This is a genomic window from Bacteroides sp. AM16-24 (genome assembly GCF_003471885.1).
Taxonomy (GTDB): Bacteria; Bacteroidota; Bacteroidia; order Bacteroidales; family Bacteroidaceae; genus Bacteroides.
Genome location: NZ_QRKI01000010.1, coordinates 94,452 through 119,030, shown reverse-complemented (window position 1 = coordinate 119,030; position 24,579 = coordinate 94,452). Strand labels below are relative to the sequence as shown.

Here is a 24,579-nt window from a genome sequence, read left to right as displayed (position 1 = left end):
CTTAGTTGGTTCTTTGTTTCACAGCTTCATAAATCAAAATACCTGCCGCAACAGAAACATTGAGCGACTCAATAGTACCCAGCATCGGGATTTTCACCCATTCATCACAAAGAGCCAGGTTCTCATAGGAAACACCTTTATCCTCAGCTCCCATTATGATACACATCGGTCCTGTATAATCAGCTTTGGTATAATCATAGTCCCCCTTTTCCGTAGCTGCCACAATGCGGAAACCACTATCCTTGAGATATTGCAATGTAGTCTTCAGATTCTGCTCACGACAAACCGGCAGCACATGCAATGCTCCGGCAGATGTTTTCATTGCATCTGCATTCACCGTTACACTTCCTTTAGCAGGAATAATAACAGCATCTACCGCTGCACACTCACAGGTACGGGCTATAGCACCAAAGTTACGAACATCGGTCACACCATCCAACATGACGAACAACGGATTCTTGCCCTCTTCGAAAAGAAAGGGCACCAAATCTTCTGTCTTCTGATACGTAACGGATGAAATAAAAGCAATCACCCCTTGATGGTTCTTACGGGTAATGCGGTTAATGCGTTCCACCGGAACACGTTGCACCGGAATCAAAGTTCCTTTTAGTGCAGCAAAAAGTTCTTTGGATAAATCGCTCTGAATGTCTTTCTTCACCAGAATCTTATCGAATTCCTTTCCTGCCTGTATTGCTTCTATCACAGCGCGAACGCCGAAAATCATTTCACTCTTATCAACCATCTTTGAGAATTTAAAATTAGAAATTAAAAATTAAAGGCTATCTTTTGATACCAAGAAGCGCCTTTGCATTATTCAAAGCAGCTTTTGTCAAAGTAGCCCCACTGAGCATATGGGCTATTTCCTCTACCCTCTCCTCATCTGCCAAACGGCGTATGTGGCTATTGGTTTCGGTTTCATTATCTTGCTTATATACTTTATAATGTGCACATCCGCGCGCAGCAATTTGCGGCAGATGGGTAATACTGATTACCTGGCGATCCTGTTCGCCCATTTCCTGCATAATGTCCGCCATACGGTCGGCAATCTCACCGGATACTCCTGTATCTATTTCATCGAATACAATAGTGGGCAATTTCACCGCACCCGCTATCATGGCCTTGATGGACAACATGACACGTGCAATTTCACCACCGGAAGCTACCGATGAAATGCTTTGCAATGCACCGTTCTTATTGGCAGAAAAGAGAAAGTTTACAGTATCTTCACCGTGTACGCCAGGCTCTTTTCTCATTCCCATTTCCACCTGAAAACGCACATTAGGCATACCCAGCGGAATCAAACGTGAAGCCATCTGCTTCTCAACTTCACGGGCAGCACTGGTACGGGCTTTGGTAAGAACAGCAGCCTGCTTTTTCACCTTATTATATAAGGTATCGCAAAGAATTGTCAACTCACCGATACGTTCATCATAAGAAGTAATGGCTGCCAACTTTGCTGCATATTCCTCAGTAAGCGCCAGCAACTCTTCTACGGTAGTTACTCTATGCTTTTGCTGTAAGGTATAAATCAGATTCAACCGATCGTTCACCTCTTCCAGACGCTCAGGGTTAAACTCGACATCCTCTTCCTGAGAAGAAACCTCCTGAGAAACATCTTTCAATTCAATATATGTACTTTCCAGACGTTCAGCAAGTTCTGTAGCCGGAGAATAGACCTTTTGCAGACCAAGCATTGTATTCAGACTTTCCTTCAACGCAGCCAACAAACCGCCTTCATCAGAGGTCAGCAACTGCCCGACGCGGAACAAACCGGCCTTTATTTCTTCAGCATGACTCAATGTATCCGTCTCTTGTTCCAGTTCTTCCTGTTCACCTGCAGATAAATTCGCTTCTTCTAACTGTTCCAACTGGAAACGGATATAGTCTTCATCTGCTTTATTCTGCTCAGCACGGGCTATAAGATCAGCCAAGTCCTGTTGTGCCTGCTTCCATTCTCTGTACAAAGATTGATAAGCGGAAAGTTGTTCATCATTATGAGACAATATATCAAGTACATTCAACTGGAATCCTTCTTTATTCAACAAAAGATTCTGGTGCTGAGAGTGCACGTCAATAAACTGTTCTCCAAGTTCTTTCATTTGTACAAGCGAAGCCGGAGTATCATTGATAAAGGCACGACTCTTGCCGGATGCGTAAACCTCACGACGCAAGATACACTCTTCTTCATATTCCAGTTCATTCTCCTCAAAAAAAGGTTCCATACCATAAGCTGAAATATCAAAACGAGCCTCAATCACACATTTCGATGCACCCTGGCGAATGGCTTTTACTTCGGCACGCTGCCCCAGCAACAAACCGATAGCACCTAGTATAATAGACTTACCGGCACCCGTCTCACCCGTGATAACGGAGAAACCTGCACCAAAGCTAATATCAAGCTTTTCTATAAGCGCGTAATTCTGTATGTAAAGCGAACGTAACATGACTTATTTACAATTTTAAATCTTACTCACTTCCTATTATTGTTTTATCTTTTCCCACTCGGTAGCCAGCGAGGGATTGACAGAAGAAAGCAACTCACAAACCTCTTCTTTTTCCTTCATTGCAGCACGGGAATAAAGATTAATCAATTCATCTTTCTTTATTTCAGTAAACAAACCTGGCAATGCCGACATAGGTTTATTCTGTTGCGCCTCTTTCAGGTCGCTAAGCATAGATGTTATTGTAGCACGGGCACGGGCAGCATTCACTGAAAGTTCATCCATACCTGTACGATGATACCCATACATCAGTTTACGCAAAGGCGTCATGCCATCTTCCAGATAATCGGAAACCAACGCATAACGATTCCGACTGCTATCGAACGCTTTCCAACCGGTTTCACCAAGATTCTGTGCAGCTGTTACAATATCTTCAGCTGCCCGAAAAACCTCCGTACCACCTTGTGGAGCCATCGTATCCATGTCCAGTCCGATAATCATATAAACATAATAAGCAATTACTGCCGTCAGATTACTGTCAATAACATTATCCCGCAATTCCAGCGGATCAAACTCACGATAGTTGAAAGCAACATCCGTATCTTTAAAGCTAAAAACTACCGTCTGATAACCGGATTGCCAGACAGGGCGTGTAGACTGTACAATCAACTCACATTTCCAACGCCCGTCCGCCTCATTATACTCTTTCACTGTCAAGTTCATAGAGCAACGAATCCGTTCATTCATTTCATACTGTGCCTGCGTCCACCGACGGGTATTGACAAACTCCATCAAAGCATTTTCAAGCGTAGTAAAAACTTGTGTACTCGTACCTTGTATCTGAGAATAATTCACCGTAAATTTACAATTCAATTCCTGGGCAGCAGACTTTAACACCACCGCAACCAGAAGCAGAATCATATAAAGTGTCTTATTTCTCACTACCTATATTTACTTATTCTTCAATACTTCCACCAAACGATCTACAATATCCGCAGCTACTTCCGCTTTTGATTTCAACGGAAAATCCGTCTTGCTTTCACGGTCGATGATGCTGATTTTATTCGTATCGTACCGGAAACCGGCTCCCTTATCATTCAAGGAATTCAACACGATAAAATCCAAATTCTTCCGCTGCAACTTATCTTCAGCATTATGCAACTCGTCATTCGTTTCCAAAGCAAAACCTACCAGCACCTGGCGATCTTTTTTCATCTGTCCCAAACAAGCGGCTATGTCTTTCGTAGGTTTCAAACGCAACGTCATTTCCCCTTCCCTTTCCCGCTTTATCTTGGCATCAGCAACTTGTTCCGGTGTAAAATCAGCAACAGCAGCCGAAAGAATTGCAGCATCAGCCTCCATAAAAAAGTTACACGCTGCAGCATACATCTGATCTGCCGATTCCACAGTAAACCAATCTGCCGGATATTTCAATTGCTGTTGCACAGGACCTGATACCATAATAACCTTAGCTCCACGAGCAGCACATTCATCAGCAATAGCAAAACCCATTTTACCGGAAGAATAATTTCCGATGAAACGCACCGGATCAATCTTCTCATAAGTAGGTCCGGCAGTAATCATAATGGTCTTACCCCGCAAATCACCTTCTTTCCCGGCAAAATAATTCGCCAAATGCTGAATAATAACTTCCGGTTCTTCCATGCGTCCCTTACCTACCAGATGGCTGGCAAGTTCTCCCGTACCCGGTTCTATAATATGATTTCCGTAAGAACGAAGCGTATCCAGATTCTTTTGTGTAGAAGTGTGGGCATACATATCAAGATCCATGGCAGGTGCCACAAACACCGGAGCTTTAGCCGACAAATAAGTTGTTATCAGCATATTGTCAGCCACACCGTTGGCCATCTTGCCAATCGTTGAAGCAGTAGCCGGAGCTATAAGCATAGCATCCGCCCATAAGCCCAGATCCACATGGTTATTCCATGTACCATCACGCTGGGCAAAAAACTCACTGATAACCGGTTTACTCGTCAGTGCCGAAAGCGTGATGGGAGTTATAAATTCTTTCCCCGCAGGAGTTATGACAACCTGTACTTCAGCACCTTGTTTTATCAATCCCCGGATTATATAACAAGCTTTATAGGCAGCAATACTTCCGGTTATACCTAATACAATTTTCTTCCCTTTCAGTGTATTCGCCATGATACTACTTATTGGTTAATTCACGTAGACGAATCTTAGTCAACATTGCCTTGGTATTCAATGTAAAGTCGCTGTTCAGTATCCAACTATAATAACCCGGATCACGCTTCAATACATCTGTCACCGACATCCCTTTGTATTTTCCAAAGTTGAATACTTCCACGCCATTATCATCATAAACCATACGTCCTGCGAAATCCACATTCTTGTTAAAACTGGAATATTCAGCCAGGAAAGCGATGTCATTCTGCAATTCCGGATAACGGTCCAGCTGTGCCATCAGCACCTCGTAAGTGGCTTGTGTATCAGCTGCCGCCGTATGTGCATCCTCCAGATTTTTTCCACAATAGAATTTATAAGCAGCAGAAAGTGTACGTTGCTCCAATTTATGGAAAATGACCTGTACATCCACAAACTTGCGACGGCTCAGGTCAATATCTACACCGGCACGAAGAAATTCTTCTGCCAACACGGGAATATCAAAACGATTGGAGTTAAATCCTGCCAGGTCACATCCTTCTATATCATTGGCAATGGTACGGGCCACTTCTTTGAAGGTAGGGCAATCTACCACATCCGCATCATAGATACCATGAACGGCAGATGCGCCTTCGGGAATATGCATTTCCGGATTAATACGAAGTGTTTTTGCTTCCTCATTACCATTGGGATGTACTTTGAGATAACAGATTTCAACGATACGGTCTACATTGATACTCGTTCCGGTCGTCTCTAAATCAAAAAAAACAATCGGGTTTTTGAGGTTTAATTTCATTATTATTATAAGTATAAGCTACAAGCTACGAGCTACAAGCTACAAGTGGCTACGCTATATCCCCAAAGGCACTCGTAACCTGTAGCTTGTAGCTCGTAGCTATAGCAATTATTAATCATTCAGCATCATCGGCATCAGCAGCATCAACAAATCCTCATTTTCTTCTTGTTCAACGGGGATAATAACACCTGCACGTGACGGGTCTGCCAGTTCAATTATCACTTCATCAGCAGCAATATTATTCAAAATATCAATCAGGAAAGTCGATTTAAAACCAATACTCATCGGATTACCATCATACTGGCAAGCCAATGTTTCTTCAGCAGAAGTAGAGAAATCAATGTCCTGGGCTGAAATCACAATCTGATTGGGCTGCATACGCAACTTGATAAGACTACTTGCCTGTGACGAGAAAATAGAGACACGACGCAGTGCACCTACCAACTGCATACGGTCCACAGTCACTTTATAAGGATTATTCTGCGGTATTACCGAATTATAATTAGGATAACGTCCTTCAATCAGACGACATACCATGCGATATTTCTCCAATGTAAATACAGCATTACGCTCATCGAACTCAATAACAACCTGTCCTTGTTCTTTAGGCAACAAGTTCTTAATCAATGAAGCCGGTTTTTTAGGCAGAATGAATGCTGCACGTTCATTACCTTTGGCCGCTAATGTTTTGCAACGTACCAGTTTGTGACCATCAGATGCCACCATTGTAATATCTTCTGTGGTGATATCAAAATAGATACCATTCATCACCGGACGAAGTTCATCATCAGCCGTAGCAAATACGGCACGATTAATGCCACCCAACAATACGGATGCTTCCATCTCTACACGTACGGCATTATCGCCCAGCATAGCCGATTGAGGAAATTCATCGGCATTTTGCCCCATCAGACTATACTTACCATTTTGATACTGTACTGTGATTTCCAAGGAATCAGTATTCACTTCAAACGACAGCGGTTGCTCGGGGATTTCCTTCAAAGCATCCAGAATTGTTTTAGCAGCCACGGCAAAACGTCCGTCAGCATCACTTTCATTCACTTCAACTGATGTTACCATCGTCGTTTCACTATCAGAAACAGTAACCGACAATGTTCCATCTTTCAGTTCAAAGAGGAAACAATCCAAAATGGGCAACGCATTCTTCGAATTAATCACACGGCTGATAGCCTGTAAATGGCTGGAGAGCGCAGTACTCGAAACGATAAATCTCATATGTTCTGTGTATTTAAGTTTTATATTATTCCCTATTCGTACTATAACTTCATAGTATCGGACAAAGTTACAAAAAAAGATCTTCCCACAACAAAGAAAATTAAGAAAAAACGTCCGGAACTTCTCCGGATTTCCCTAAAAAATTGTAACTTCGCCGCATCATTTAAAAAGAATGCAATGGAATTTACAGGAAAAATTATCGCTATACTCCAGCCAAGAGGCGGAGTGGCAAAGTCGGGCAATGAGTGGAAAGCACAAGAATACGTGATTGAAGACCACGGCCAATATCCCCGCAAAATGTGTTTCGATGTTTTCGGAGCAGACAAAATAGAACAGTTTAACATCCAGATGGGTGAAGAACTGACCGTATCATTTGATGTAGATGCACGCCAATGGCAAGACCGTTGGTTCAATAGTATCCGCGCATGGAAAGTAGAGCGTGTCAGCGCTGCAGCTCCTGCAGGTGTACCGGGTGCACCTGTTCCGCCACCGGCACCGACTGCCGCACCGGAATTCCTGGCAGGTGATGCTAAAGACGATCTGCCGTTCTAAAGTATATAAAGTTTAGGTATAATAAAAAAGAGGAGAATAATTCTCCTCTTTTTTATTATATAATTACAAGTATTTTGAACCTCACGTTTACCCTTTGTATAAAAGCACCAAATTCGGATATACCACCTCTTCTACACAAGTAAACTGTATAGAAAGTATAAAATGGCGGAAAAACTTCGCCTGACGAAAGAAGAAGTTAGGTATCAGACGTACATATGTTTCCGGTTGCTCTACCATCCTTTCCATATCCACCATCATCACAAAGCTATACGATGGTGAAAGACTTCCTATCCCTTCCTCGTAAAGTGCCGTACCATCCAGCACCTCTCCATTCTCCATAGAATCTATATATGCAGTAAGACTAACCACATCCGGCGCCATCAACAAATGTCCACGATAAAAACAGACATATGTATAAAGAGCCGATTCCGTGATACCTGTCAACTGGGTCAGTAAAGTATTTCGAGGCAATACATAATAACGGTGTCCCCATGCTTTGGGATAAAGATGATAATCAGGACATTCCTGCGGAACAGGAGGTGCATCCACTTCCTTAGGAGAAGTATAAAGCAATGATTGCAAACGACGCTCAGCCTGTGACATATTCTTCACCGGAACGCTCATCACTGCACATGGATACTCACTTAATGTATCTTTCGGTTCAAAGAGACAAGAAATCACCTGATCTCCCGCATAAGTCTTCAGAAAGTCCATCCACTCCTCATCCCTCTCTTTGATATAATCGGAATAAGTAGCTTTGGCATATTCCTGCTCTGCCGTAAAGCTACACATGGCATCCATATCTGAAATAGCCCAACAGTCATAAAAGAAAGTAGAGAGTGGAAGCTGTTCTCCCGGAAACCCTTCCACCGGCTGCTGATGACGTAAAGCATTAATAAAAGTGCGTGTAATGTCCGAGCCATGGCTGATACCTGAACAATAAATGGCAGTTTCATTCAGCTTCAAATCAAACTCCGCCCAACTTCCCAAATAGGTTTGCGAACGAATACCATCCGTATTTTTCCCCATATCTACTGACTTGATGCGCACATACATCGTAGCTTCCACATTCGTATTCTTTCCCGCATGCATCAGTTTGAATGAGGGCATATCTATTAACGATTTCTTAGAAAGCCGTGCATCAATCACTTGTTCTACCAACCGTTTCTGAAAACTAATTGCCAGGAAGTCCGGTGTAAAATACGCAGCCAGAAAGCGCCCCTCAGGCATAGGATAAATACTAATCTCTTCACCCCTGTAATCAAAGAATTTAGAGGGAAATGCACTGGAACTATATTTCCTGATAAACGACTCCACCAACTCATAATCTCCCGAACCCAGACTGCAATACAGCACTTGATTCAATGGGTTATCCGGTTCATGGAAACTGATAAGCATTTTATTCATCTGCTTACTAAGGCCATGCGGAGTATCATCGAGCAAGGTATGCAGATAGTTTTTCAGATAGACAAAGAGTTCGGAAGCATAAAGGAAGTGATTATCTTTGCTGCAACTTAGTTGATTGATACCATCAACCAGCTCAGCCATGCGATCTGTCTCCAACACAGCCATTGCACTTTGAGGGACTAAAGTATAAAGATTAAAATCTTTCTGACTCTCCACCTCATTCAACCTGAAGAATGAATACACCCCAAACCCCGTACATAGCAATACTATGGACACAATCACGGCAATTCTTATGATAAGACGTAACTTCATGGTTTTTCAGGCATCAAGTTTCGGCAAAAATAATTATTTCTACTAATAAAACAAAACAAATGTTTCAAAAACTTTAGTAGATATAAAAAAGTTTTAGAATGCCTGTGCCTCAAAACTCAATTTCCATACCATCAAAGGTCAAATGTACATCAGGCGGAAGCTGTTTTTCAAGCTCGGCATGCAATCCGGCATGATGACTCATATGGATAAAATAAGTTTCCCGTGCGCCAATACGCTTCGCCGTTTCCAAAGCCTCGGAAATACTCTGATGCGTAGGATGCGGTTTTACGCGTAAGGCATTCACAACCAGAACATCCAAGTCATGTAATTGTTTATATGATTCTTCGGGCATAGTCAGCATATCTGTAATATAAGCCATACGTTTACCGATACGATACCCCAGAATAGGCAGACGCCCGTGCATCACCTGCAAAGGGGTAATCTCCGTATTATTGATGAAGAACGTTTTTCCGGCTTCCACTTCCTGCAAGAAAATTTGAGGAACACCCGGGTATTTATGCTCCAGAAAGCAATAAGGCATCCGTGCACGCAGGTGAGTTGCCGTATACTCATCGGAGTATATAGGTATTTCACCGAAACGACAGAAAGGACGAAGATCATCCAGCCCACCTACATGGTCATAATGTTCATGGGTAATCAGCACTCCATCTATTTTTTCAAATGAGGCTGCACGCAACATCTGTTCCCGAAAATCCGGTCCACAATCAATCAATATCACCGCATCATCCGTATGCAACAAAGACGATGCACGTAAACGGTTATCACGCAGATCGGTAGAAGTACAAACTTCACACTTACAACCTATTTCAGGCACTCCTGTCGATGTTCCGCTCCCTAATATTCTTAGTTTCACGTCTATTACCAATTAATTATCAATCTTTCAAATAAAATTCACTTCGGGATGAATGTCAATACCAAACTTCTCACGAACTGATGCCCGTACAGCATCCGAAAGTGCTACAATGTCAGCTCCCGTTGCCCCACCCCGGTTTACTAATACCAACGCCTGCCTATCATGCACAGCGGCAGGTCCCAGCGCTTTACCTTTCCAACCACACTGGTCTATCATCCAGCCTGCAGGAATTTTGATCCGGTCAGTCCCCATCTCATAAAAGGGCATTTGAGGATATTCTTCCCTCAAAGCCTCAAAGACCTCACGAGAGACGACAGGATTCATAAAAAAACTCCCGGCATTACCTAGTAGTTTCGGATCAGGCAATTTACTTTCACGAATATCAATGATCACCCGGCGCAATGTTTTCAAATCTACTTTCGGATATTTTTCAAGCTCCTGGCGGATCGTACCGTAATCCAGCGTATAATGCTCTTTCTTACTCAAAGAAAAACAAACATACGTGACAAATACCTGCTTCATTTCCGGATTTTTAAAAATACTGTTCCGATATGAGTAATTACATTCATCCACTTGGTAAACATGTTTCATTCCTTGTATGTTCACCGTTTCCACGGAAGAAATCAGGCCTTTCACCTCTACACCATAGGCACCAATATTCTGTACAGCTGCCGCTCCTACCTCACCAGGTATAAGAGACAGGTTCTCAGTCCCGTACCAACCACGTTCCGTGCAATAGGCCACGAAATCATCCCATACCACACTGGCACCTACACGCACCAAAACCTTTTCTTCATTTTCAGCCATTACTTCAACGCCACCAATGCGCGAATGCAATATCACTCCTTCATAATTTCCAGTAAACAGCAGATTACTCCCTCCGCCAATATGCAGATAAGGAGAAGTGATACGCCCGTCAGCAATCAACTTCTCCAATTCTTCTACCGAACCGTATTCCAGAAACACGGCAGCTTCCACATCAAGTCCGAATGTATTGGGTATTTTTCTCATTTACAAATCTTAAATGCTCGTATCCTCATATTTATGTAACTCCCACTCTCCGCGATGTCTGCGGAAATAGAAGATATTGGTATATCCATTTCCAATCCCGTTCACTTTCAGGATTTTCGTATTTGAGTTATCACTATTCTTCTGTCCATAATTGATATTGGATAGTTTATCCACAGGCAATACAGGGCGGAAAGCATACCACTGGTTCAAATCAAGCGTAGTCTCCAGAATAGAAAACTCATCATCCGGATCTATTGTGATATACTTCAAAGGTTCCCGGATATGTCGACTCTGATAAATGCTGTCGGTTACAAAGCGAGAGTAAAACGCAACGAAGTCTTCATTTTCCCCCTGCTCTATCTGGCGAAGATTGATAGCTTCCAACATCCATACCCCCTTAGTACGTTCAAAATAGTATTTCTTCACCATACGGTTTTCTAGAAAAATCCATTCCACCTGTACAGAAGTAAGTGCAGTATCTCCCACCAATTCCAGATCATCTTCATCATCAAAGAGCAATGTATAATAACTCTGCTGGGTAAACAAATAATCATGCTCCCAGTCCTCCTTCTCTATTTTCGAAGATGTATCGACGTTGTAAAAAGGCAATGGAAATTTGGTCCGCTGCCGTTGCAGGGCGTCATCCGAAGCATAACTATAGATAAAATCATCAAATGATTCATCCGCTTCTATGGGCTTAGGGTCGTTATCCTCTTCAACCTCCGGCACAGTATCAGCCTTATGTGAAGCTGAATCCACCAAATTGGTGATTGTCGCAAAAGGGTCCATCTTCGTTTTCTTGTTGCCACATGACATCAAGAAAACGAGAAGAAAGAACCCCAATCCTATTTTTCTCATTCTTTACCGAGACCTCATCAGGTCACTTATTTAGTTTAGCTCTTAACTTTTCAAGCATGTCCACTGTCATGGACTCTAAATCATACTGCGGTTTCCAATCCCACTCTTCACGAGCACAGGTATCATCCAGACTATCAGGCCAACTGTCGGCAATAGATTGTTTCAATGGATCAATTTCATATACCATTTCAAAGTCGGGCACATGCTTCTTGATAGCCTGGCAGATCTCTTCCGGATCAAAGCTCATAGCAGCGATATTGAAAGCATTCCGATGCTTCAGACGTGCCGGAGCAGCCTCCATCAATGAAATAGCTGCATTCAGCGCATCAGGCATATACATCATATCCATATAAGTACCAGGTCTCAAAGGACATACAAATCTTTCACCTTTCACTGCGGAGTAAAATATATCGACTGCATAGTCGGTAGTACCTCCACCCGGAGGGGTCACATTGGAGATAATACCCGGAAAACGAACCGCACGGGTATCTACACCATATTTAGTATAATAATAATCACTCAATAATTCGGTAGTTACTTTGGTTACACCATACATTGTACGGGGACGCTGAATCGTATCTTGCGGCGTCTTCACATGAGGTGTAGCTTCTCCGAACGAACCGATAGAACTCGGGGTAAAGACTGCACAACCATACTCGCGCGCTACTTCCAGCACATTCCATAATCCATCGATACCGATTTTCCAGGCCATGGCCGGACGGCTTTCAGCAACAACTGAAAGCAAAGCTGCCAGATTATAAATCGTATCAATCTTGAATTGGCGTGCCACCACTTCAATAGACTGACGGTCGGTCACGTCGGCAATAGCTGAAGGACCTGATGCCTTTAATTCCCCTTTAGGCATAGCACTCGGAATGTATCCAGCGATAACATGGTCATCCCCATAACGTTTACGCAACTCCAATGTGAGTTCCGAACCTATCTGTCCGGTTGCTCCAATTACCAAAATATTCTTCATACGACTTATTTATAAGGTACTCCATACTTAGAGACGCGCAAATATACATACTTTTTTTTCATTATTCTATCATTTTGCTATTGTTTATTTGAAGAAAAATCGTGTCCTTTGTATCGTTTAGTATTAAGATGACAAACTTTTAATTTATAAAGCTATGTACGGGAAAATGAAAGAACATCTCAGCAATACACTTGCTGAAATTAAAGAGGCTGGACTCTATAAAGAAGAACGCCTGATCGAGAGTGCACAACAAGCCGCCATCACCGTAAAAGGGAAGGAAGTGCTGAATTTCTGCGCCAACAACTACTTGGGTTTGTCCAACCATCCGCGACTGATTGCCGCTGCCCAAAAGATGATGGATCACCGTGGCTACGGCATGTCTTCCGTACGCTTCATCTGCGGAACACAAGACATTCACAAAGAACTGGAAGCTGCTATCTCTGACTATTTCAAGACGGAAGACACCATACTATATGCTGCTTGTTTTGATGCTAACGGTGGTGTATTCGAGCCGCTATTTACGGAAGAAGACGCCATCATCTCCGATTCTCTGAACCATGCCTCCATCATCGACGGTGTCCGCCTATGCAAAGCCAAACGCTACCGCTACGCCAATGCCGATATGACCGAACTGGAAAAATGCCTACAGGAAGCCCAGACACAGCGTTTCCGCATCATAGTCACCGACGGTGTATTTTCTATGGACGGCAATGTTGCCCCAATGGACAAAATTTGCGATCTGGCTGAGAAATACGATGCACTAGTGATGGTAGACGAATCGCACTCTGCAGGCGTAGTAGGTCCTACGGGACATGGTGTAAGCGAACTGTATCAAACTTACGGACGCGTAGATATCTATACTGGAACATTAGGTAAAGCCTTCGGCGGTGCTATGGGCGGATTCACGACCGGACCGAAAGAAATCATTGACCTGTTACGTCAGCGCAGCCGTCCGTATCTGTTCTCTAATTCAGTAGCTCCGGCTGTGATAGGTGCAAGTATCGAAGTATTCAAGATGCTGAAAGAAAGTAATGCGCTACATGACAAGTTAGTAAACAATGTGAGCTATTTCCGCGATAAGATGACTGCTGCCGGTTTCGACATCAAACCCACTCAAAGCGCCATTTGCGCCGTGATGTTGTATGACGCCAAATTGTCTCAGATATATGCCGCACGCATGCAGGAAGAGGGTATCTACGTAACCGGGTTCTACTATCCCGTAGTACCGAAAGAGCAAGCCCGTATCCGCGTACAGATTTCGGCAGGACACGAGAAAGAACATCTAGATAAATGTATCGAGGCATTTATTAAGGTAGGAAAAGAACTTGGAGTATTAGCGCACTAAAGTGCGCTAAGTTACAGGCTACGAGTTACGAGCTACAAGTCACTCGTAGCTTGTAGCTTTTAGTATCACCGCAAATCTGCTCCCTTTCCCCTGTTCCGAGTGCAGTTCAATCCTTCCCTGCAATTTCTCTATAATAATCTGGCAGATAGAAAGCCCCAAGCCCGTTCCTTGCGAAAATTCATTCTGCTTGTAGAACCGATTAAAAATCATCTTCTGCTCGGCGCGAGGAATGCCACAGCCTGTATCTTCCACATAAATTTCCACTTCCGAAGTCTCAGGTAAATAACGATATCCCAGCTTGATATACCCTGAAGCTGTAAATTTAGAAGCGTTATTCAGGAAATTAGTGACCACTTGCACCAACCGTCCTTTATCCACATTTATCCTTACCGGCACTGTATCCTTATCCTTAATAAATTCCAACTGTTCCGGTATTAACATCTGATGGGTCTGATAGATTTCATCCACCAATTCCTCCACTCCGCATGGAGCAAATTCAAAGGACATATAGCCCGACTCAAGCCGTGAAAGTTCCAAGATATCATTTATCAGCATCAGCAGCAAATCACTATTCTTGTTGATCGTCTTGATATACTCACAGCGCTCATCTGGTTCCAGTTCTTCATCCGCTGCCAATATATTGGAAAAGCCGACAATCGCATTCAGCGGAGTGCGTATCTCGTGGCTCATATTCGCCAGGAACGACTGTTTCAGCTCAGCTTTTTCCGCCAGCAGACGCGCCTCTTCCAGTTCATGTTCATGATCTTTAATGTCCTGTATATTCAGCAACAGTCCGGCAGCCTTATAGCCGCCATCCGGTAATGCAATGGTCTTATACCGGAATTCCCACCATTGATATCCTTTTCCGTTAAAGTCGCAACGCACCTGCACCGCCACCTTACGGATTAAGGATATCTTCCTCCAGTTTTCCTCCACCTCATCCCGGCATTCCGGATGAATAAACTTAATGAGTTTATCAAACGTAAGTACCTTCGACATCATTCCCTGCGACTTCCAGAAATCACTCTCAAATATAAAATAATCATTCTCCAACTTCCACGCGTACGTATCACTCCCCTCAATAGCCAGCGCCAACGTTTCTTTTTCATCCTCCAGCGCATTGAGAGCTTTCTTTTTCCTCCCCTGCTCCCGACGATAAAGGAAAAACAACAAGACAAACAGCGTAATCAATAGAACTGTAACTGAGAAAATAATTCCTCCCCACAGCCAAGGATATGCCTCACTGAATGGAATATGGATAATAGAATACTTCTCTGGAATATCCGCCTTCGAAAGCCCCCTCTGCTCCATCACCTCCCAATCTACCACATACTCTTTAGCACTGTTTGCGATGGGCATATCCAAAGGCTTCTCACCATGCAAAATCCTGACCGCCGCATCCACCATTTCCCCTACCTGTATTGGGATCGTCGTCATATATCCCCCCAACAGTTTCTCGCCATAGCCAAAACCTTCATTAATGGCTGTCAGGCTGGGACTGGAACAGATATTTCCGATATTGACAGTCGTAAAGTCCCTTTTCAATTGAAGATAACACCTATCTCTTGTGTATTGGCTCAAACTCCAAAGTAGTCCGGCATCCGAACGATCCTTCTGAAGCCGGACAGTAAGCCCGGCAAAATACGTATAACTCTTGTCTTTTACAAACTCCTTCCATTCCCTGGAATTGAATTCTTTTGAGTTCATGAAACCTTCCACCTTCTCGCCTTTCAACTGTTCCCAAGCATCCTTCCTTATTTGTTTATCCAGATAAGTGGAGTCTATAATAGTGAAGAGATGCATCCCCTTCCCGAATATCTCTTTCGCAACCTTGATATTCGCCATAAAATCTATTTTATCACGAAATCCGGTCACATTGGGATATTGCTTTATAAAAGACCAGTTAGGGTAATTCACTCCACCAAAAACAACGGGGAGTTGCTTCGCCAGCGGATGTCCGCACTTCAGCAGTGAATAAGTTGCCTGGTCATCATTGACCAATATAATTTCCGGTTCCCAGTTTTCGGAAACTTCATCCAACAGAGAGTGCAGATACAAGGATTCTAAGTTATCCTGATAAGCCTCGCAATCTAAATACACTGTACGGAGTTCGACATCAATCCCTCTCTTCCGGAAAGTTTCGGCAATCATTTTATTAAAATCAGGATAAGCAGCATAAGTTTTCTCATAAGAGTGCACCACCAGCACTTTCCGTTTTTCCATCTCCGAACAAGCGCTCAAGACATGGCAACTCAACATTATCCAAAGGAGGAATTTAAAATTTATTTTGCCCATACGCATAGTAATTCACAGTACGTGTTAAAAAGAGTAACAAAGGTAGACTAAAATACTGAAACAGCAAAAATAAAAGAGCTGCTTAAAAAATCAAGCAGCTCTTTTTTTGACTTAGCAATTCTATATCAAAAGATTATTAACGTTCGCCCAATTTTACGTCTACAAAGAAGATACCCGTTGCACCGGCTTTCTTAATCATATCAACAATGCCTGCAGCAGTTGATTCTTCTTCTACTTGTTCACGCACAAATCCCCACAGGAAGTCCTGCGTTGCTTTATCTTTCTCAGCAGCAGCTACATCTACCAACTTGTCAATCATTTCGGATACACGACATTCGTGTTTGTAAACCTGTTCAAATACTTCCAGCGGAGTACCAAAATCATTAGGAACTACATCCAGCTTATCGACTTTGGCCTTACCACCACGCTTAATTACGTAATCGGCCAGTGAACAAGCATGTTCATTCTCTTCTGCCCACTGTTTCTTCAACCAATGTGCCATACCACAAAATCCTTCTTTTTCCATATAGAAAGACATAGCCAAATACATGTTAGCGGACCACATTTCAGCCGTAATCTGCTCGTTAATTGCATTCTGTAATTTTTCAGTAATCATAATCGTATTTTTTAATTAAATTGAAATCATTACAAAAGTAACAATGATACACAACATTTGTTCATTTGATAACATTTTTTAAACAAATAAAATCAGAAGTACATTTGAAACTAGTATATATATGTTCGGCGTATAACTCCTCCATTGCTTTTCCATTTCCAATCACATCATACAAATATAGATATTGAAAATAAAAAAGATAATTTCCATATTTCAAATACAAATAAATTAAATACAAAATGACAAAAAGCGTGCAAGATTTAAATGATAGTCTTACACGCTTCCTACAATATATTCAATTCTTTCACACCAGTTCGTCCGAAGTGTACCCCTGTGGCAACTCACGACAGTTATAGCTCGAAGCCATTATCTCACCATAAGCACCTGCAGAACGTAATGCAATCAGATCTCCACGCTTCACCTTATTCAAATCTATCGCTTTCCCGAAAACATCCGACGATTCACAGATAGGACCTACCACATCATACGCCTCAACTGCATCCTCGGAAGTAATATTCTCTATCTTATGATAAGCCTGATACAATGCAGGACGAATCAAATCCGTCATACCAGCATCAAGGATGGCAAATTTCTTATTTGCTCCCTGTTTTACATAAAGCACCTGTGAGATAAGTGAACCGCACTGCCCCGTTATGGCACGCCCCAATTCAAAATGAAGTGTTTGATAAGAGCGCAGTTTCAGATGTTCGGCATAAGTAGAGAAGTAATCCTTAAAATCAGGTATTGCCTGACGGTTGGGATGCTTATAATCAATACCCAGTCCACCACCTACATTGATATGCTCGATGCGGATGCGATGTGCTTCCAGCTTGTCTTGCAATTCATTTACACGATTGCACAGGGCAACGAAATCACCCATATCTAATATCTGCGAACCAATGTGAAAATGCAATCCGATAAACTTCACATTCTTCATCTCCAAAGCCACTTCTATCACATGATCCATGTCTTGCATACTAATGCCAAACTTGTTTTCCGCTAGTCCGGTAGTGATATTGGCATGAGTATGAGCTCCTACATTCGGATTGATACGGAAAGCGACATTAGCCACTTTACCTTTAGCTGCAGCCAGTTCATTGATAATCTCCAGCTCAGGAATAGACTCTACATTAAAACAGAAAATATTATAGTCCAGACTCAGATTTATTTCCCAATCAGACTTGCCCACTCCGGCAAAAACAATCTTATTTGTAGGAAAACCTGCCTTAACAGCAGCACGCACTTCTCCTCCACTCACACAATCGGCACCCAGCCCGTTCTCACGGATAATAGAAAGCACCTTCGGATTAGCATTTGCTTTCACAGCATAATGCACCTCAAAATTGCCATATTTAGCAGCTTCTGCACGCACGCAGGAAAGAGTGTCGCGCAACACCTTCGTATCATAATAATAAAAGGGGGTACGCAGTTCACGGAATTTATCTATGGGAAATGTTCCTTTCATACTTCAAAACCTTATTGATAAAGAAAAGAGCGCAAATTACGCGAATTACACAAGAGCCTTTATCAGCGAGTTGTGCAATTTGTGTAGTTTGCGCTCCATATCATTTTATATCTGTACTTTCTTATTTCTCTTATTCTTCGTTGAACAGTGCATCACTAAGCGACTGCAATGCCTGATTCTTATCGCACTCACGAATGAGGAAAGAAATGTTGTAGTTACTACCACCGAACGAAATCATTCGTACCGGTATGTCGCGCATGGCATCCAGTGCCTTCGCTTCGAAACCGACATTCTCCCATTCCAAATCACCTACCACGCAAACGATACACATATCCTTATCTACTGTAACGGTTCCGTACTTCTTCAGGTCGTCCAGAATCTCGTTGAGGTGCTTCGTATTATCAATAGATACAGATACTCCTACCTCAGAAGTACAAATCATATCGATAGAAGTCTGATAGCTCTCGAAGATTTCGAAGACCTTGCGCAAGAAACCGTGGGCAAGCAACATACGACTGGATTTAATCTTGATAGCTGTAATGTTATCTTTTGCTGCAACTGCCTTGATTTTACCCTTCTCAGTATCATTGGAAATCATAGTACCGGGAGCAGTCGGGTCCATCGTATTCAGCAGACGCACCGGTATATTAGCATACTTGGCAGGCTGTATACAAGTGGGATGAAGAATCTTCGCACCAAAATAAGCCAGCTCAGCAGCTTCTTCAAAATGAAGATGACGTACAGGAGCAGTCTTGTCAACAATACGCGGGTCATTATTGTGCATACCATCGATATCGGTCCATATCTGGATTTCGGAAGCATTGATAGCTGCACCGATCAGAGAAGCGGTATAATCGCTTCCACCACGTTGCAGATTGTCTATTTCTCCGTAAGCATTACGACAAATGTATCCTTGTGTGATGTAAATCTCAGCACCGGGATGCAATTCCAACTGCATCTGAAGTTTCTCCTTAATATATACAGGATCAGGCTCCGCATTCTTATCGGTACGCATATATTCCAAAGCCGGAAGCAAAATGGACTTCACACCACACTCTTGCAGGTAATAGTTCATCATGGCAGTAGAGATCAATTCTCCCTGTGCCAGAACCACTTTCTCCTCAAACAGCGTGAAAAGATCTTTGGTGTAAGAACGGATGTAGTCAAAATGAGATTTAATCAGTTCCTGACCTTTCTGTTTATACTCGGGAGTGGAATACAACTCATTCACATGCTGTTTATATTTAGCCTCCAGCTTGTTAATGATTTCGTTGGCACCCTCCGGATTTTTCTTGTACAGATAGTCCGAAATTTCCACCAATGTATTAGTTGTGCCCGACATAGCCGAGAGTACAACTATCTTTTGTTCACCATCAGTGATCAATTTGGCTACTTCCTTTATCCGCGATGCAGAACCTACGGAAGTACCTCCAAACTTTAAAACTTTCATTTTCGTTCCTGTATTAAATGATTATATATTATTATTTGTTTCTTCTACAGTCGGCATCATACCCGAATACTCGGACGTTACATCTGTTATCTGATGACCTGCACAACGATATACCTGTCCCGGAAACTCGTGAAGCAGATGGAGATTGTGCGTAGTCATCAATACCAACGAGCCACCCGTGCGGCTGATGTTATGTAATAGTCCTACAATAGCACGTCCCGTTTCCGCATCCAGATTACCGGTCGGTTCATCCGCCAGGATAATCTCCGGAGAGTTGAGCATAGCACGGGCAATAACGATGCGTTGCTGTTCGCCTCCCGAAAGTTCGTTAGGAAACTTATATCCTTTATTACCCATTCCTACCTGCATCAGCACTTCAGCAATACGATCTTTTATTTCCGATTTGTTTTTCCAGCCCGTAGCCTTCAATACAAAAGCAAGATTATCGTTCACCGTGCGGTCCGTCAACAGTTGGAAATCCTGAAACACAATGCCCAACTTACGACGCAACTGCGGAATATGCTTACGCTTAATGCGACTCATATCATACCCCAGTACCATTGCTTCGCCGGCAGTAATATCCAGTTCTCCGTAGAGGGTCTTTAACAAACTGGTCTTACCCGAACCTACCTTACCGATCAGGTACACAAACTCTCCCTTCTGCAGCTCAAGGTTTACCTCATTCAGCACGCACAAGTCCTGTTGGTGTACTTCCACATCTTTATATCGTATCAGCGGTTCAGCCATTCCCATTTAATTATTAATTGTCAATTGTTTAGTGTTTCTTCCACGAAGCGCTATGACGTTCTTGCAACTCGCGTGCCAAATCTTCCAGACTGTATCCTTTGGATGTTAGCAGCACGATGAGGTGGTATATCAAATCGGCTCCTTCATAGATCAACCGTTCATCAGTTCCGTTGCAAGCTTCGATCACTGTTTCCACAGCTTCTTCACCCACTTTCTGTGCCATTTTATTCACACCTGACTCAAACAGACTGGTTGTATAAGAACCTTCCGGCATCTCTTCATGGCGCTTAATAATAAAATCCTGAAGATGCTTCAGGAACATTACAGGCTGTTCATTCTTCTCACCCCAGCATGTATCCGTACCTGTATGGCAAACAGGACCCACAGGGTGTACCTGAATCAGCAATGTATCCTGATCGCAGTCTTCTTTGATAGAAACGACATTCAGAAAATTGCCACTCTCCTCACCTTTCGTCCAAAGACGGTTCTTGGTGCGGCTGAAAAAAGTCACTTTACCGGTTTCTACCGTTTTGTCGTAAGCTTCTTTATTCATGAAGCCCAACATTAACACCTTAGCGGTGTCTGCGTCTTGTATGATTGCCGGAATAAGTCCGTTCATTTTATCAAAATCCATTTAGGTAATTATTAATTATAAGCTATAAATTATTAATTGCTATGCAGCGTGATGCGGTAATATTCTGTCATCTTTATCGCCTTATCACTTTGCCACTCTATCACTTTTACATCACCCGCATTGGTATTCCCTGGGCGCAAAGATACGATTTTAAATCGGGAATTTTAATTTCTCCGAAATGAAAAACACTGGCTGCCAATGCTGCATCTGCTTTTCCTTGCAAAAACACATCACGAAAATGCTCTTTTGCTCCTGCTCCGCCCGATGCAATCACCGGAATAGAGAGGTTATCAGACATTTCAGCAAGCGCTTCATTAGCGTATCCGGTCTTTACGCCATCATGATTCATGCTGGTGAAAAGTATTTCTCCAGCACCACGTTCCTGGGCTTCTTTGGTCCAGGCAAACAGTTCTTTATCTGTTTCTACACGACCTCCATTCAAATAGCACCACCAGCCTTTTTCAGTCTGTTTGGCATCTACCGCCAACACACATACCTGCGAACCGAAGTTCTTAGCTATTTCATCAATCAATTCGGGACGGCGAATTGCAGAAGAATTGATAGATATCTTATCTGCACCGGCATTCAGCAGACGGTCTACATCACTCAATTCGTTGATACCGCCACCTACCGTAAACGGAATACTAATATTGGCAGCAATGCGCTTCACCAACTCTGCAAATGTCTTGCGACCTTCAAAACTGGCTGTTATATCCAGAAAAACCAATTCATCAGCACCTTGCTCACTATACGCACGCGCCAGTTCCACCGGATCGCCCGCTTGACGCAAATTGACGAAATTGGTTCCTTTCACTGTTTGTCCGTCTTTGATATCGAGACAGGGAATAATTCTTTTCGCTAACACCTTTAATGATTTATGATTTATAATTTATGATCTATGACTTATGAATGTCGATTTAGGAGCTGCATGTATCCGCCCCATAAATCAGAAACCAGAAATCATAAATCTTTCAATTTCCTTCAGAGTAATATGCCCTTCATACAGAGCCTTACCAAAAATTACAGCCGGTACTCCAGCCATCTCCAATGCACGTATATCTTCCATATTGCTGACACCACCACTTGCTATCAGGTAAAGGTCGGAATGTTGTTCCAGCATCTCCTTGTACAGTTCAATAGAAGGCCCCTGCAACATACCATCGCAACTGATATCCGTGCAAATTACTTTCTGAATGCCTTTCTCTACATATTCTTTCAGAAAGGGAAATAATTCACAGGCACTTTCGTCCTTCCAGCCATTCACAGCTATCTTCCGGTCTTTCACGTCCGCACCAAGAATTATCTTCCCACTGCCGTAAACTTCCAGCCAATGGCAGAATAGCTCAGGATTTTTCACCGCAATACTGCCGCCTGTAACCATCTGTGCCCCATTCTCAAAAGCAATTTTCAAGTCTTCATCACTTTTCACGCCACCACCGAAATCAACTATCAGGGAAGTCTGTGAAGTGATTCTATTCAAAACATTATAATTGACTACATGATGAGAAGCCGCTCCGTCCAGGTCTACCACATGAAGCCGGCGAATACCGTGTGCCTCCATTTCTTTGGCCACTTCTACCGGATTTTCGTTATACACCTTCTTACTGTCATAGTCACCTTGCGAAAGGCGTACACACTTTCCGTCGATAATATCTATTGCAGGAATAAGCTCTATCATATATGCATCTACTTAATTATAATTCTAAAAAATTGCGCAGGATACGCTCTCCCACACCTCCACTTTTCTCCGGATGGAATTGGGTAGCGTAATAATTATCCTTATGCAAGGCAGCGCTAAACGGTTGTATATAGTCCGTCACAGCAGCCGTATATTCATTGACGGGAACATAGAAACTATGCACAAAATAGACAAACTCTTCTTTTGTAAAGCCTTTGAATAAGCCACTGTTCGTCTCTGTGAGCGTATTCCAACCCATGTGAGGCACTTTATCCTCATGCTTCTGTGGAACGAAACGCTTCACTTCCGTATCAAAAATACCCAGACAATCTACATCTCCTCCCTCTTCAGAATGTCGACACATCACTTGCATACCCAGACATATCCCTAAAAGAGGCTGTCTAAGTTCCTTAATCAATGCATCCATGCCACTGGCACGCAGAAACTTCATGGTGGTTTCCGCCTCACCCACACCTGGAAAGATCACTTTGTCCGCCGCACGCAATTCATCTTTATCCGCCGTTACCACAGCTTCCACGCCCAAACGCTTCAGCGCATAATCCACCGAATAAATATTGCCCGCATTATATTTGATAATCGCTACTTTCATGAATATACCTTAACTAAATATCACTGTTTTATTCTTATATGCCAGTACCTTGCGCTCAATATGCTTCTGCACGGCACGCGAGAGAACGATCTTTTCCAAGTCCTTCCCCTTATTAACAAGATCTTCTACAGTATCTTTATGAGTGATACGAACTACATCTTGTTCAATAATCGGTCCTGCATCCAGTTCTGTTGTTACATAATGACTGGTAGCACCAATGATCTTCACACCACGCTCAAATGCTGCATGATAAGGTTTTGCTCCCACAAATGCAGGAAGGAAAGAGTGATGAATATTGATAATCCGATTGGGATAGGCATCAATCATCCGCTCTGAAATCACCTGCATATAACGCGCCAGTACAATGAAGTTCACCTTATGCTTTGCCAGCAATTCCATTTCTTTTTTCTCCTGTTCTTCTTTAGTCTCCTTTGTAATAGGGAACAGATAGAAAGGTATTCCGAAACGTTCGGCTACATGTTGCAAGTCGGGATGGTTGCTTATAATAAGAGGAATCTCGACATTCCACTCTCCTGCCGTATAGCGTGCCAGCAAATCGAACAGGCAATGTGACATCTTAGATACAAATATTGCCATGCGTGGTTTCGTATCCGAGAAATAGAGACGGAAAAACATTTCATATTTCTGTGCGTACAACGTAGCAAAATAATCTTCAATTTTCTCTTGCGGTATCAGGAAGTTCTTCAATTCCCACTCAATACGCATGAAAAAGATATTCTCCACGTGATCGACATATTGGTCCAGATAGATAATATTTCCCTTGTTTACCGTTATAAAGTCTGTCACTTCTGCCAGAATTCCCGGTTTGTCGGGACAGTGAAGTAACAGTTTGGCCGTTTTCATCATCCTAAATTATCGTTTTTATCGTTTTCAAATTACAATTTTCTCGATTTGAGTTTGCAAAAATAACGATTTATTGTAAAATAACGAAGTTTTCGAGCAAGAAGTTTAAATCAAGCAACAGAAAGCTTCGTTTTCATTACAAAACCATCCCAATCCCCTTTCGCAAAAAGCTCTGCAAGAACTTATTTTTTTTCATATTCCAATGTTCTCAAAATGAGGATATAAAAGGAAAAGTGATAAAATCAAGCAAAAAAATTTCATCGT

Annotated in this window: 23 protein-coding genes; 2 read left to right on the top strand and 21 right to left on the bottom strand. The window is 42.6% G+C overall.

What is annotated here, in order from left to right; all coding sequences use genetic code 11:
• Position 1: 1 nt before the first annotated feature.
• The 6 genes from rlmB to dnaN form a co-directional block, all read right to left on the bottom strand.
• Positions 2 to 742: a 23S rRNA (guanosine(2251)-2'-O)-methyltransferase RlmB gene (gene rlmB, locus DW182_RS13045; RefSeq protein ID WP_044534229.1), complete on the bottom strand. Its 741-nt coding sequence runs from the start codon at positions 740 to 742 to the stop codon at positions 2 to 4.
• A gap of 37 nt (positions 743 to 779) precedes the next feature.
• Positions 780 to 2,444, bottom strand: a complete 1,665-nt coding sequence (recN, locus tag DW182_RS13040) for a DNA repair protein RecN (RefSeq protein ID WP_118295798.1) — start codon at positions 2,442 to 2,444, stop codon at positions 780 to 782.
• A gap of 36 nt (positions 2,445 to 2,480) precedes the next feature.
• The gene (locus DW182_RS13035; protein WP_118295797.1) at positions 2,481 to 3,362 is read right to left on the bottom strand and encodes a DUF4835 family protein; all 882 of its coding nucleotides are present in this window, start codon (positions 3,360 to 3,362) and stop codon (positions 2,481 to 2,483) included.
• A 30-nt stretch (positions 3,363 to 3,392) separates the two neighbouring features.
• The gene (coaBC, locus tag DW182_RS13030) at positions 3,393 to 4,607 is read right to left on the bottom strand and encodes a bifunctional phosphopantothenoylcysteine decarboxylase/phosphopantothenate--cysteine ligase CoaBC (RefSeq protein ID WP_118295796.1); all 1,215 of its coding nucleotides are present in this window, start codon (positions 4,605 to 4,607) and stop codon (positions 3,393 to 3,395) included.
• Between the two features lie 4 nt (positions 4,608 to 4,611).
• On the bottom strand, positions 4,612 to 5,382 hold the full coding sequence (locus tag DW182_RS13025) for a 3'-5' exonuclease (protein ID WP_007664979.1): 771 nt from the start codon (positions 5,380 to 5,382) through the stop codon (positions 4,612 to 4,614).
• Positions 5,383 to 5,493: 111 nt separating this feature from the next.
• Positions 5,494 to 6,618, bottom strand: a complete 1,125-nt coding sequence (gene dnaN / locus DW182_RS13020; RefSeq protein ID WP_118295795.1) for a DNA polymerase III subunit beta — start codon at positions 6,616 to 6,618, stop codon at positions 5,494 to 5,496.
• Between the two features lie 177 nt (positions 6,619 to 6,795).
• Here dnaN and DW182_RS13015 point away from each other — a divergent pair, with 177 nt between their 5' ends.
• The gene (locus DW182_RS13015) at positions 6,796 to 7,170 is read left to right on the top strand and encodes a DUF3127 domain-containing protein (protein ID WP_118223851.1); all 375 of its coding nucleotides are present in this window, start codon (positions 6,796 to 6,798) and stop codon (positions 7,168 to 7,170) included.
• Positions 7,171 to 7,257: 87 nt separating this feature from the next.
• Here the strand turns inward: DW182_RS13015 and DW182_RS13010 are convergent, their stop codons facing one another.
• The 5 genes from DW182_RS13010 to DW182_RS12990 form a co-directional block, all read right to left on the bottom strand.
• Positions 7,258 to 8,889, bottom strand: coding sequence for a DUF3352 domain-containing protein (locus DW182_RS13010; RefSeq protein WP_118295794.1), 1,632 nt, complete (start codon positions 8,887 to 8,889; stop codon positions 7,258 to 7,260).
• A gap of 109 nt (positions 8,890 to 8,998) precedes the next feature.
• Positions 8,999 to 9,763 (bottom strand): MBL fold metallo-hydrolase, encoded by a 765-nt coding sequence (locus DW182_RS13005; RefSeq protein ID WP_118295837.1) that lies wholly within the window; start codon positions 9,761 to 9,763, stop codon positions 8,999 to 9,001.
• Between the two features lie 27 nt (positions 9,764 to 9,790).
• Positions 9,791 to 10,774, bottom strand: a complete 984-nt coding sequence (gene murB / locus DW182_RS13000; RefSeq protein WP_118295793.1) for a UDP-N-acetylmuramate dehydrogenase — start codon at positions 10,772 to 10,774, stop codon at positions 9,791 to 9,793.
• A 9-nt stretch (positions 10,775 to 10,783) separates the two neighbouring features.
• Complete coding sequence (locus DW182_RS12995; RefSeq protein WP_118295792.1) at positions 10,784 to 11,632, bottom strand: DUF4348 domain-containing protein; 849 nt, start codon at positions 11,630 to 11,632, stop codon at positions 10,784 to 10,786.
• A 22-nt stretch (positions 11,633 to 11,654) separates the two neighbouring features.
• On the bottom strand, positions 11,655 to 12,611 hold the full coding sequence (locus tag DW182_RS12990; protein WP_117707997.1) for an NAD-dependent epimerase/dehydratase family protein: 957 nt from the start codon (positions 12,609 to 12,611) through the stop codon (positions 11,655 to 11,657).
• Between the two features lie 154 nt (positions 12,612 to 12,765).
• Between DW182_RS12990 and kbl the strand changes: the two genes are divergently transcribed.
• Positions 12,766 to 13,956 (top strand): glycine C-acetyltransferase, encoded by a 1,191-nt coding sequence (gene kbl / locus DW182_RS12985; protein ID WP_007664997.1) that lies wholly within the window; start codon positions 12,766 to 12,768, stop codon positions 13,954 to 13,956.
• 39 nt (positions 13,957 to 13,995) lie between these two features.
• Here the strand turns inward: kbl and DW182_RS12980 are convergent, their stop codons facing one another.
• The 10 genes from DW182_RS12980 to purU form a co-directional block, all read right to left on the bottom strand.
• Entirely contained in the window at positions 13,996 to 16,257 is a 2,262-nt protein-coding gene (locus DW182_RS12980) for a HAMP domain-containing sensor histidine kinase (protein WP_117707996.1), read from the bottom strand.
• Between the two features lie 130 nt (positions 16,258 to 16,387).
• The gene (locus DW182_RS12975; RefSeq protein WP_117707995.1) at positions 16,388 to 16,867 is read right to left on the bottom strand and encodes a ferritin; all 480 of its coding nucleotides are present in this window, start codon (positions 16,865 to 16,867) and stop codon (positions 16,388 to 16,390) included.
• A gap of 304 nt (positions 16,868 to 17,171) precedes the next feature.
• Positions 17,172 to 18,332, bottom strand: coding sequence for a diaminopimelate decarboxylase (gene lysA / locus DW182_RS12970; RefSeq protein WP_117707994.1), 1,161 nt, complete (start codon positions 18,330 to 18,332; stop codon positions 17,172 to 17,174).
• Between the two features lie 130 nt (positions 18,333 to 18,462).
• Positions 18,463 to 19,782 carry an aspartate kinase gene (locus DW182_RS12965; RefSeq protein ID WP_007665003.1) on the bottom strand — a complete coding sequence of 440 codons (1,320 nt, stop codon included), beginning with the start codon at positions 19,780 to 19,782 and terminating at the stop codon, positions 18,463 to 18,465.
• Positions 19,783 to 19,803: 21 nt separating this feature from the next.
• Positions 19,804 to 20,529, bottom strand: a complete 726-nt coding sequence (locus DW182_RS12960) for a cell division ATP-binding protein FtsE (RefSeq protein ID WP_007209750.1) — start codon at positions 20,527 to 20,529, stop codon at positions 19,804 to 19,806.
• Positions 20,530 to 20,557: 28 nt separating this feature from the next.
• A complete protein-coding gene (gene hisIE / locus DW182_RS12955; RefSeq protein WP_118295791.1) occupies positions 20,558 to 21,163 on the bottom strand; it encodes a bifunctional phosphoribosyl-AMP cyclohydrolase/phosphoribosyl-ATP diphosphatase HisIE in 606 nt (201 codons plus the stop codon).
• Positions 21,164 to 21,269: 106 nt separating this feature from the next.
• The gene (gene hisF, locus DW182_RS12950) at positions 21,270 to 22,028 is read right to left on the bottom strand and encodes an imidazole glycerol phosphate synthase subunit HisF (protein WP_118295790.1); all 759 of its coding nucleotides are present in this window, start codon (positions 22,026 to 22,028) and stop codon (positions 21,270 to 21,272) included.
• 81 nt (positions 22,029 to 22,109) lie between these two features.
• Positions 22,110 to 22,841: a 1-(5-phosphoribosyl)-5-[(5-phosphoribosylamino)methylideneamino]imidazole-4-carboxamide isomerase gene (gene hisA / locus DW182_RS12945; RefSeq protein WP_117707992.1), complete on the bottom strand. Its 732-nt coding sequence runs from the start codon at positions 22,839 to 22,841 to the stop codon at positions 22,110 to 22,112.
• Positions 22,842 to 22,857: 16 nt separating this feature from the next.
• Positions 22,858 to 23,451: an imidazole glycerol phosphate synthase subunit HisH gene (gene hisH / locus DW182_RS12940; protein ID WP_007216310.1), complete on the bottom strand. Its 594-nt coding sequence runs from the start codon at positions 23,449 to 23,451 to the stop codon at positions 22,858 to 22,860.
• 9 nt (positions 23,452 to 23,460) lie between these two features.
• A complete protein-coding gene (purU, locus tag DW182_RS12935) occupies positions 23,461 to 24,318 on the bottom strand; it encodes a formyltetrahydrofolate deformylase (protein ID WP_007209755.1) in 858 nt (285 codons plus the stop codon).
• Positions 24,319 to 24,579 lie beyond the last annotated feature (261 nt).

Bases quoted from the DNA above. Each gene is read 5' to 3' on its own strand.
- recN (WP_118295798.1), bottom strand. From the start codon at position 2,444: ATGTTACGTTCGCTTTACATACAGAATTACGCGCTTATAGAAAAGCTT.
- hisA (WP_117707992.1), bottom strand. From the start codon at position 22,841: ATGATAGAGCTTATTCCTGCAATAGATATTATCGACGGAAAGTGTGTA.
- kbl (WP_007664997.1), top strand. From the start codon at position 12,766: ATGTACGGGAAAATGAAAGAACATCTCAGCAATACACTTGCTGAAATT.
- DW182_RS12975 (WP_117707995.1), bottom strand. From the start codon at position 16,867: ATGATTACTGAAAAATTACAGAATGCAATTAACGAGCAGATTACGGCT.
- DW182_RS13010 (WP_118295794.1), bottom strand. From the start codon at position 8,889: ATGAAGTTACGTCTTATCATAAGAATTGCCGTGATTGTGTCCATAGTA.
- lysA (WP_117707994.1), bottom strand. From the start codon at position 18,332: ATGAAAGGAACATTTCCCATAGATAAATTCCGTGAACTGCGTACCCCC.
- DW182_RS12980 (WP_117707996.1), bottom strand. From the start codon at position 16,257: ATGCGTATGGGCAAAATAAATTTTAAATTCCTCCTTTGGATAATGTTG.
- hisIE (WP_118295791.1), bottom strand. From the start codon at position 21,163: ATGGATTTTGATAAAATGAACGGACTTATTCCGGCAATCATACAAGAC.
- murB (WP_118295793.1), bottom strand. From the start codon at position 10,774: ATGAGAAAAATACCCAATACATTCGGACTTGATGTGGAAGCTGCCGTG.
- DW182_RS13035 (WP_118295797.1), bottom strand. From the start codon at position 3,362: ATGATTCTGCTTCTGGTTGCGGTGGTGTTAAAGTCTGCTGCCCAGGAA.
- coaBC (WP_118295796.1), bottom strand. From the start codon at position 4,607: ATGGCGAATACACTGAAAGGGAAGAAAATTGTATTAGGTATAACCGGA.
- DW182_RS13015 (WP_118223851.1), top strand. From the start codon at position 6,796: ATGGAATTTACAGGAAAAATTATCGCTATACTCCAGCCAAGAGGCGGA.
- hisH (WP_007216310.1), bottom strand. From the start codon at position 23,451: ATGAAAGTAGCGATTATCAAATATAATGCGGGCAATATTTATTCGGTG.
- purU (WP_007209755.1), bottom strand. From the start codon at position 24,318: ATGATGAAAACGGCCAAACTGTTACTTCACTGTCCCGACAAACCGGGA.
- DW182_RS12960 (WP_007209750.1), bottom strand. From the start codon at position 20,529: ATGGCTGAACCGCTGATACGATATAAAGATGTGGAAGTACACCAACAG.
- dnaN (WP_118295795.1), bottom strand. From the start codon at position 6,618: ATGAGATTTATCGTTTCGAGTACTGCGCTCTCCAGCCATTTACAGGCT.
- DW182_RS13025 (WP_007664979.1), bottom strand. From the start codon at position 5,382: ATGAAATTAAACCTCAAAAACCCGATTGTTTTTTTTGATTTAGAGACG.
- DW182_RS12965 (WP_007665003.1), bottom strand. From the start codon at position 19,782: ATGAAAGTTTTAAAGTTTGGAGGTACTTCCGTAGGTTCTGCATCGCGG.
- DW182_RS12995 (WP_118295792.1), bottom strand. From the start codon at position 11,632: ATGAGAAAAATAGGATTGGGGTTCTTTCTTCTCGTTTTCTTGATGTCA.
- DW182_RS12990 (WP_117707997.1), bottom strand. From the start codon at position 12,611: ATGAAGAATATTTTGGTAATTGGAGCAACCGGACAGATAGGTTCGGAA.
- rlmB (WP_044534229.1), bottom strand. From the start codon at position 742: ATGGTTGATAAGAGTGAAATGATTTTCGGCGTTCGCGCTGTGATAGAA.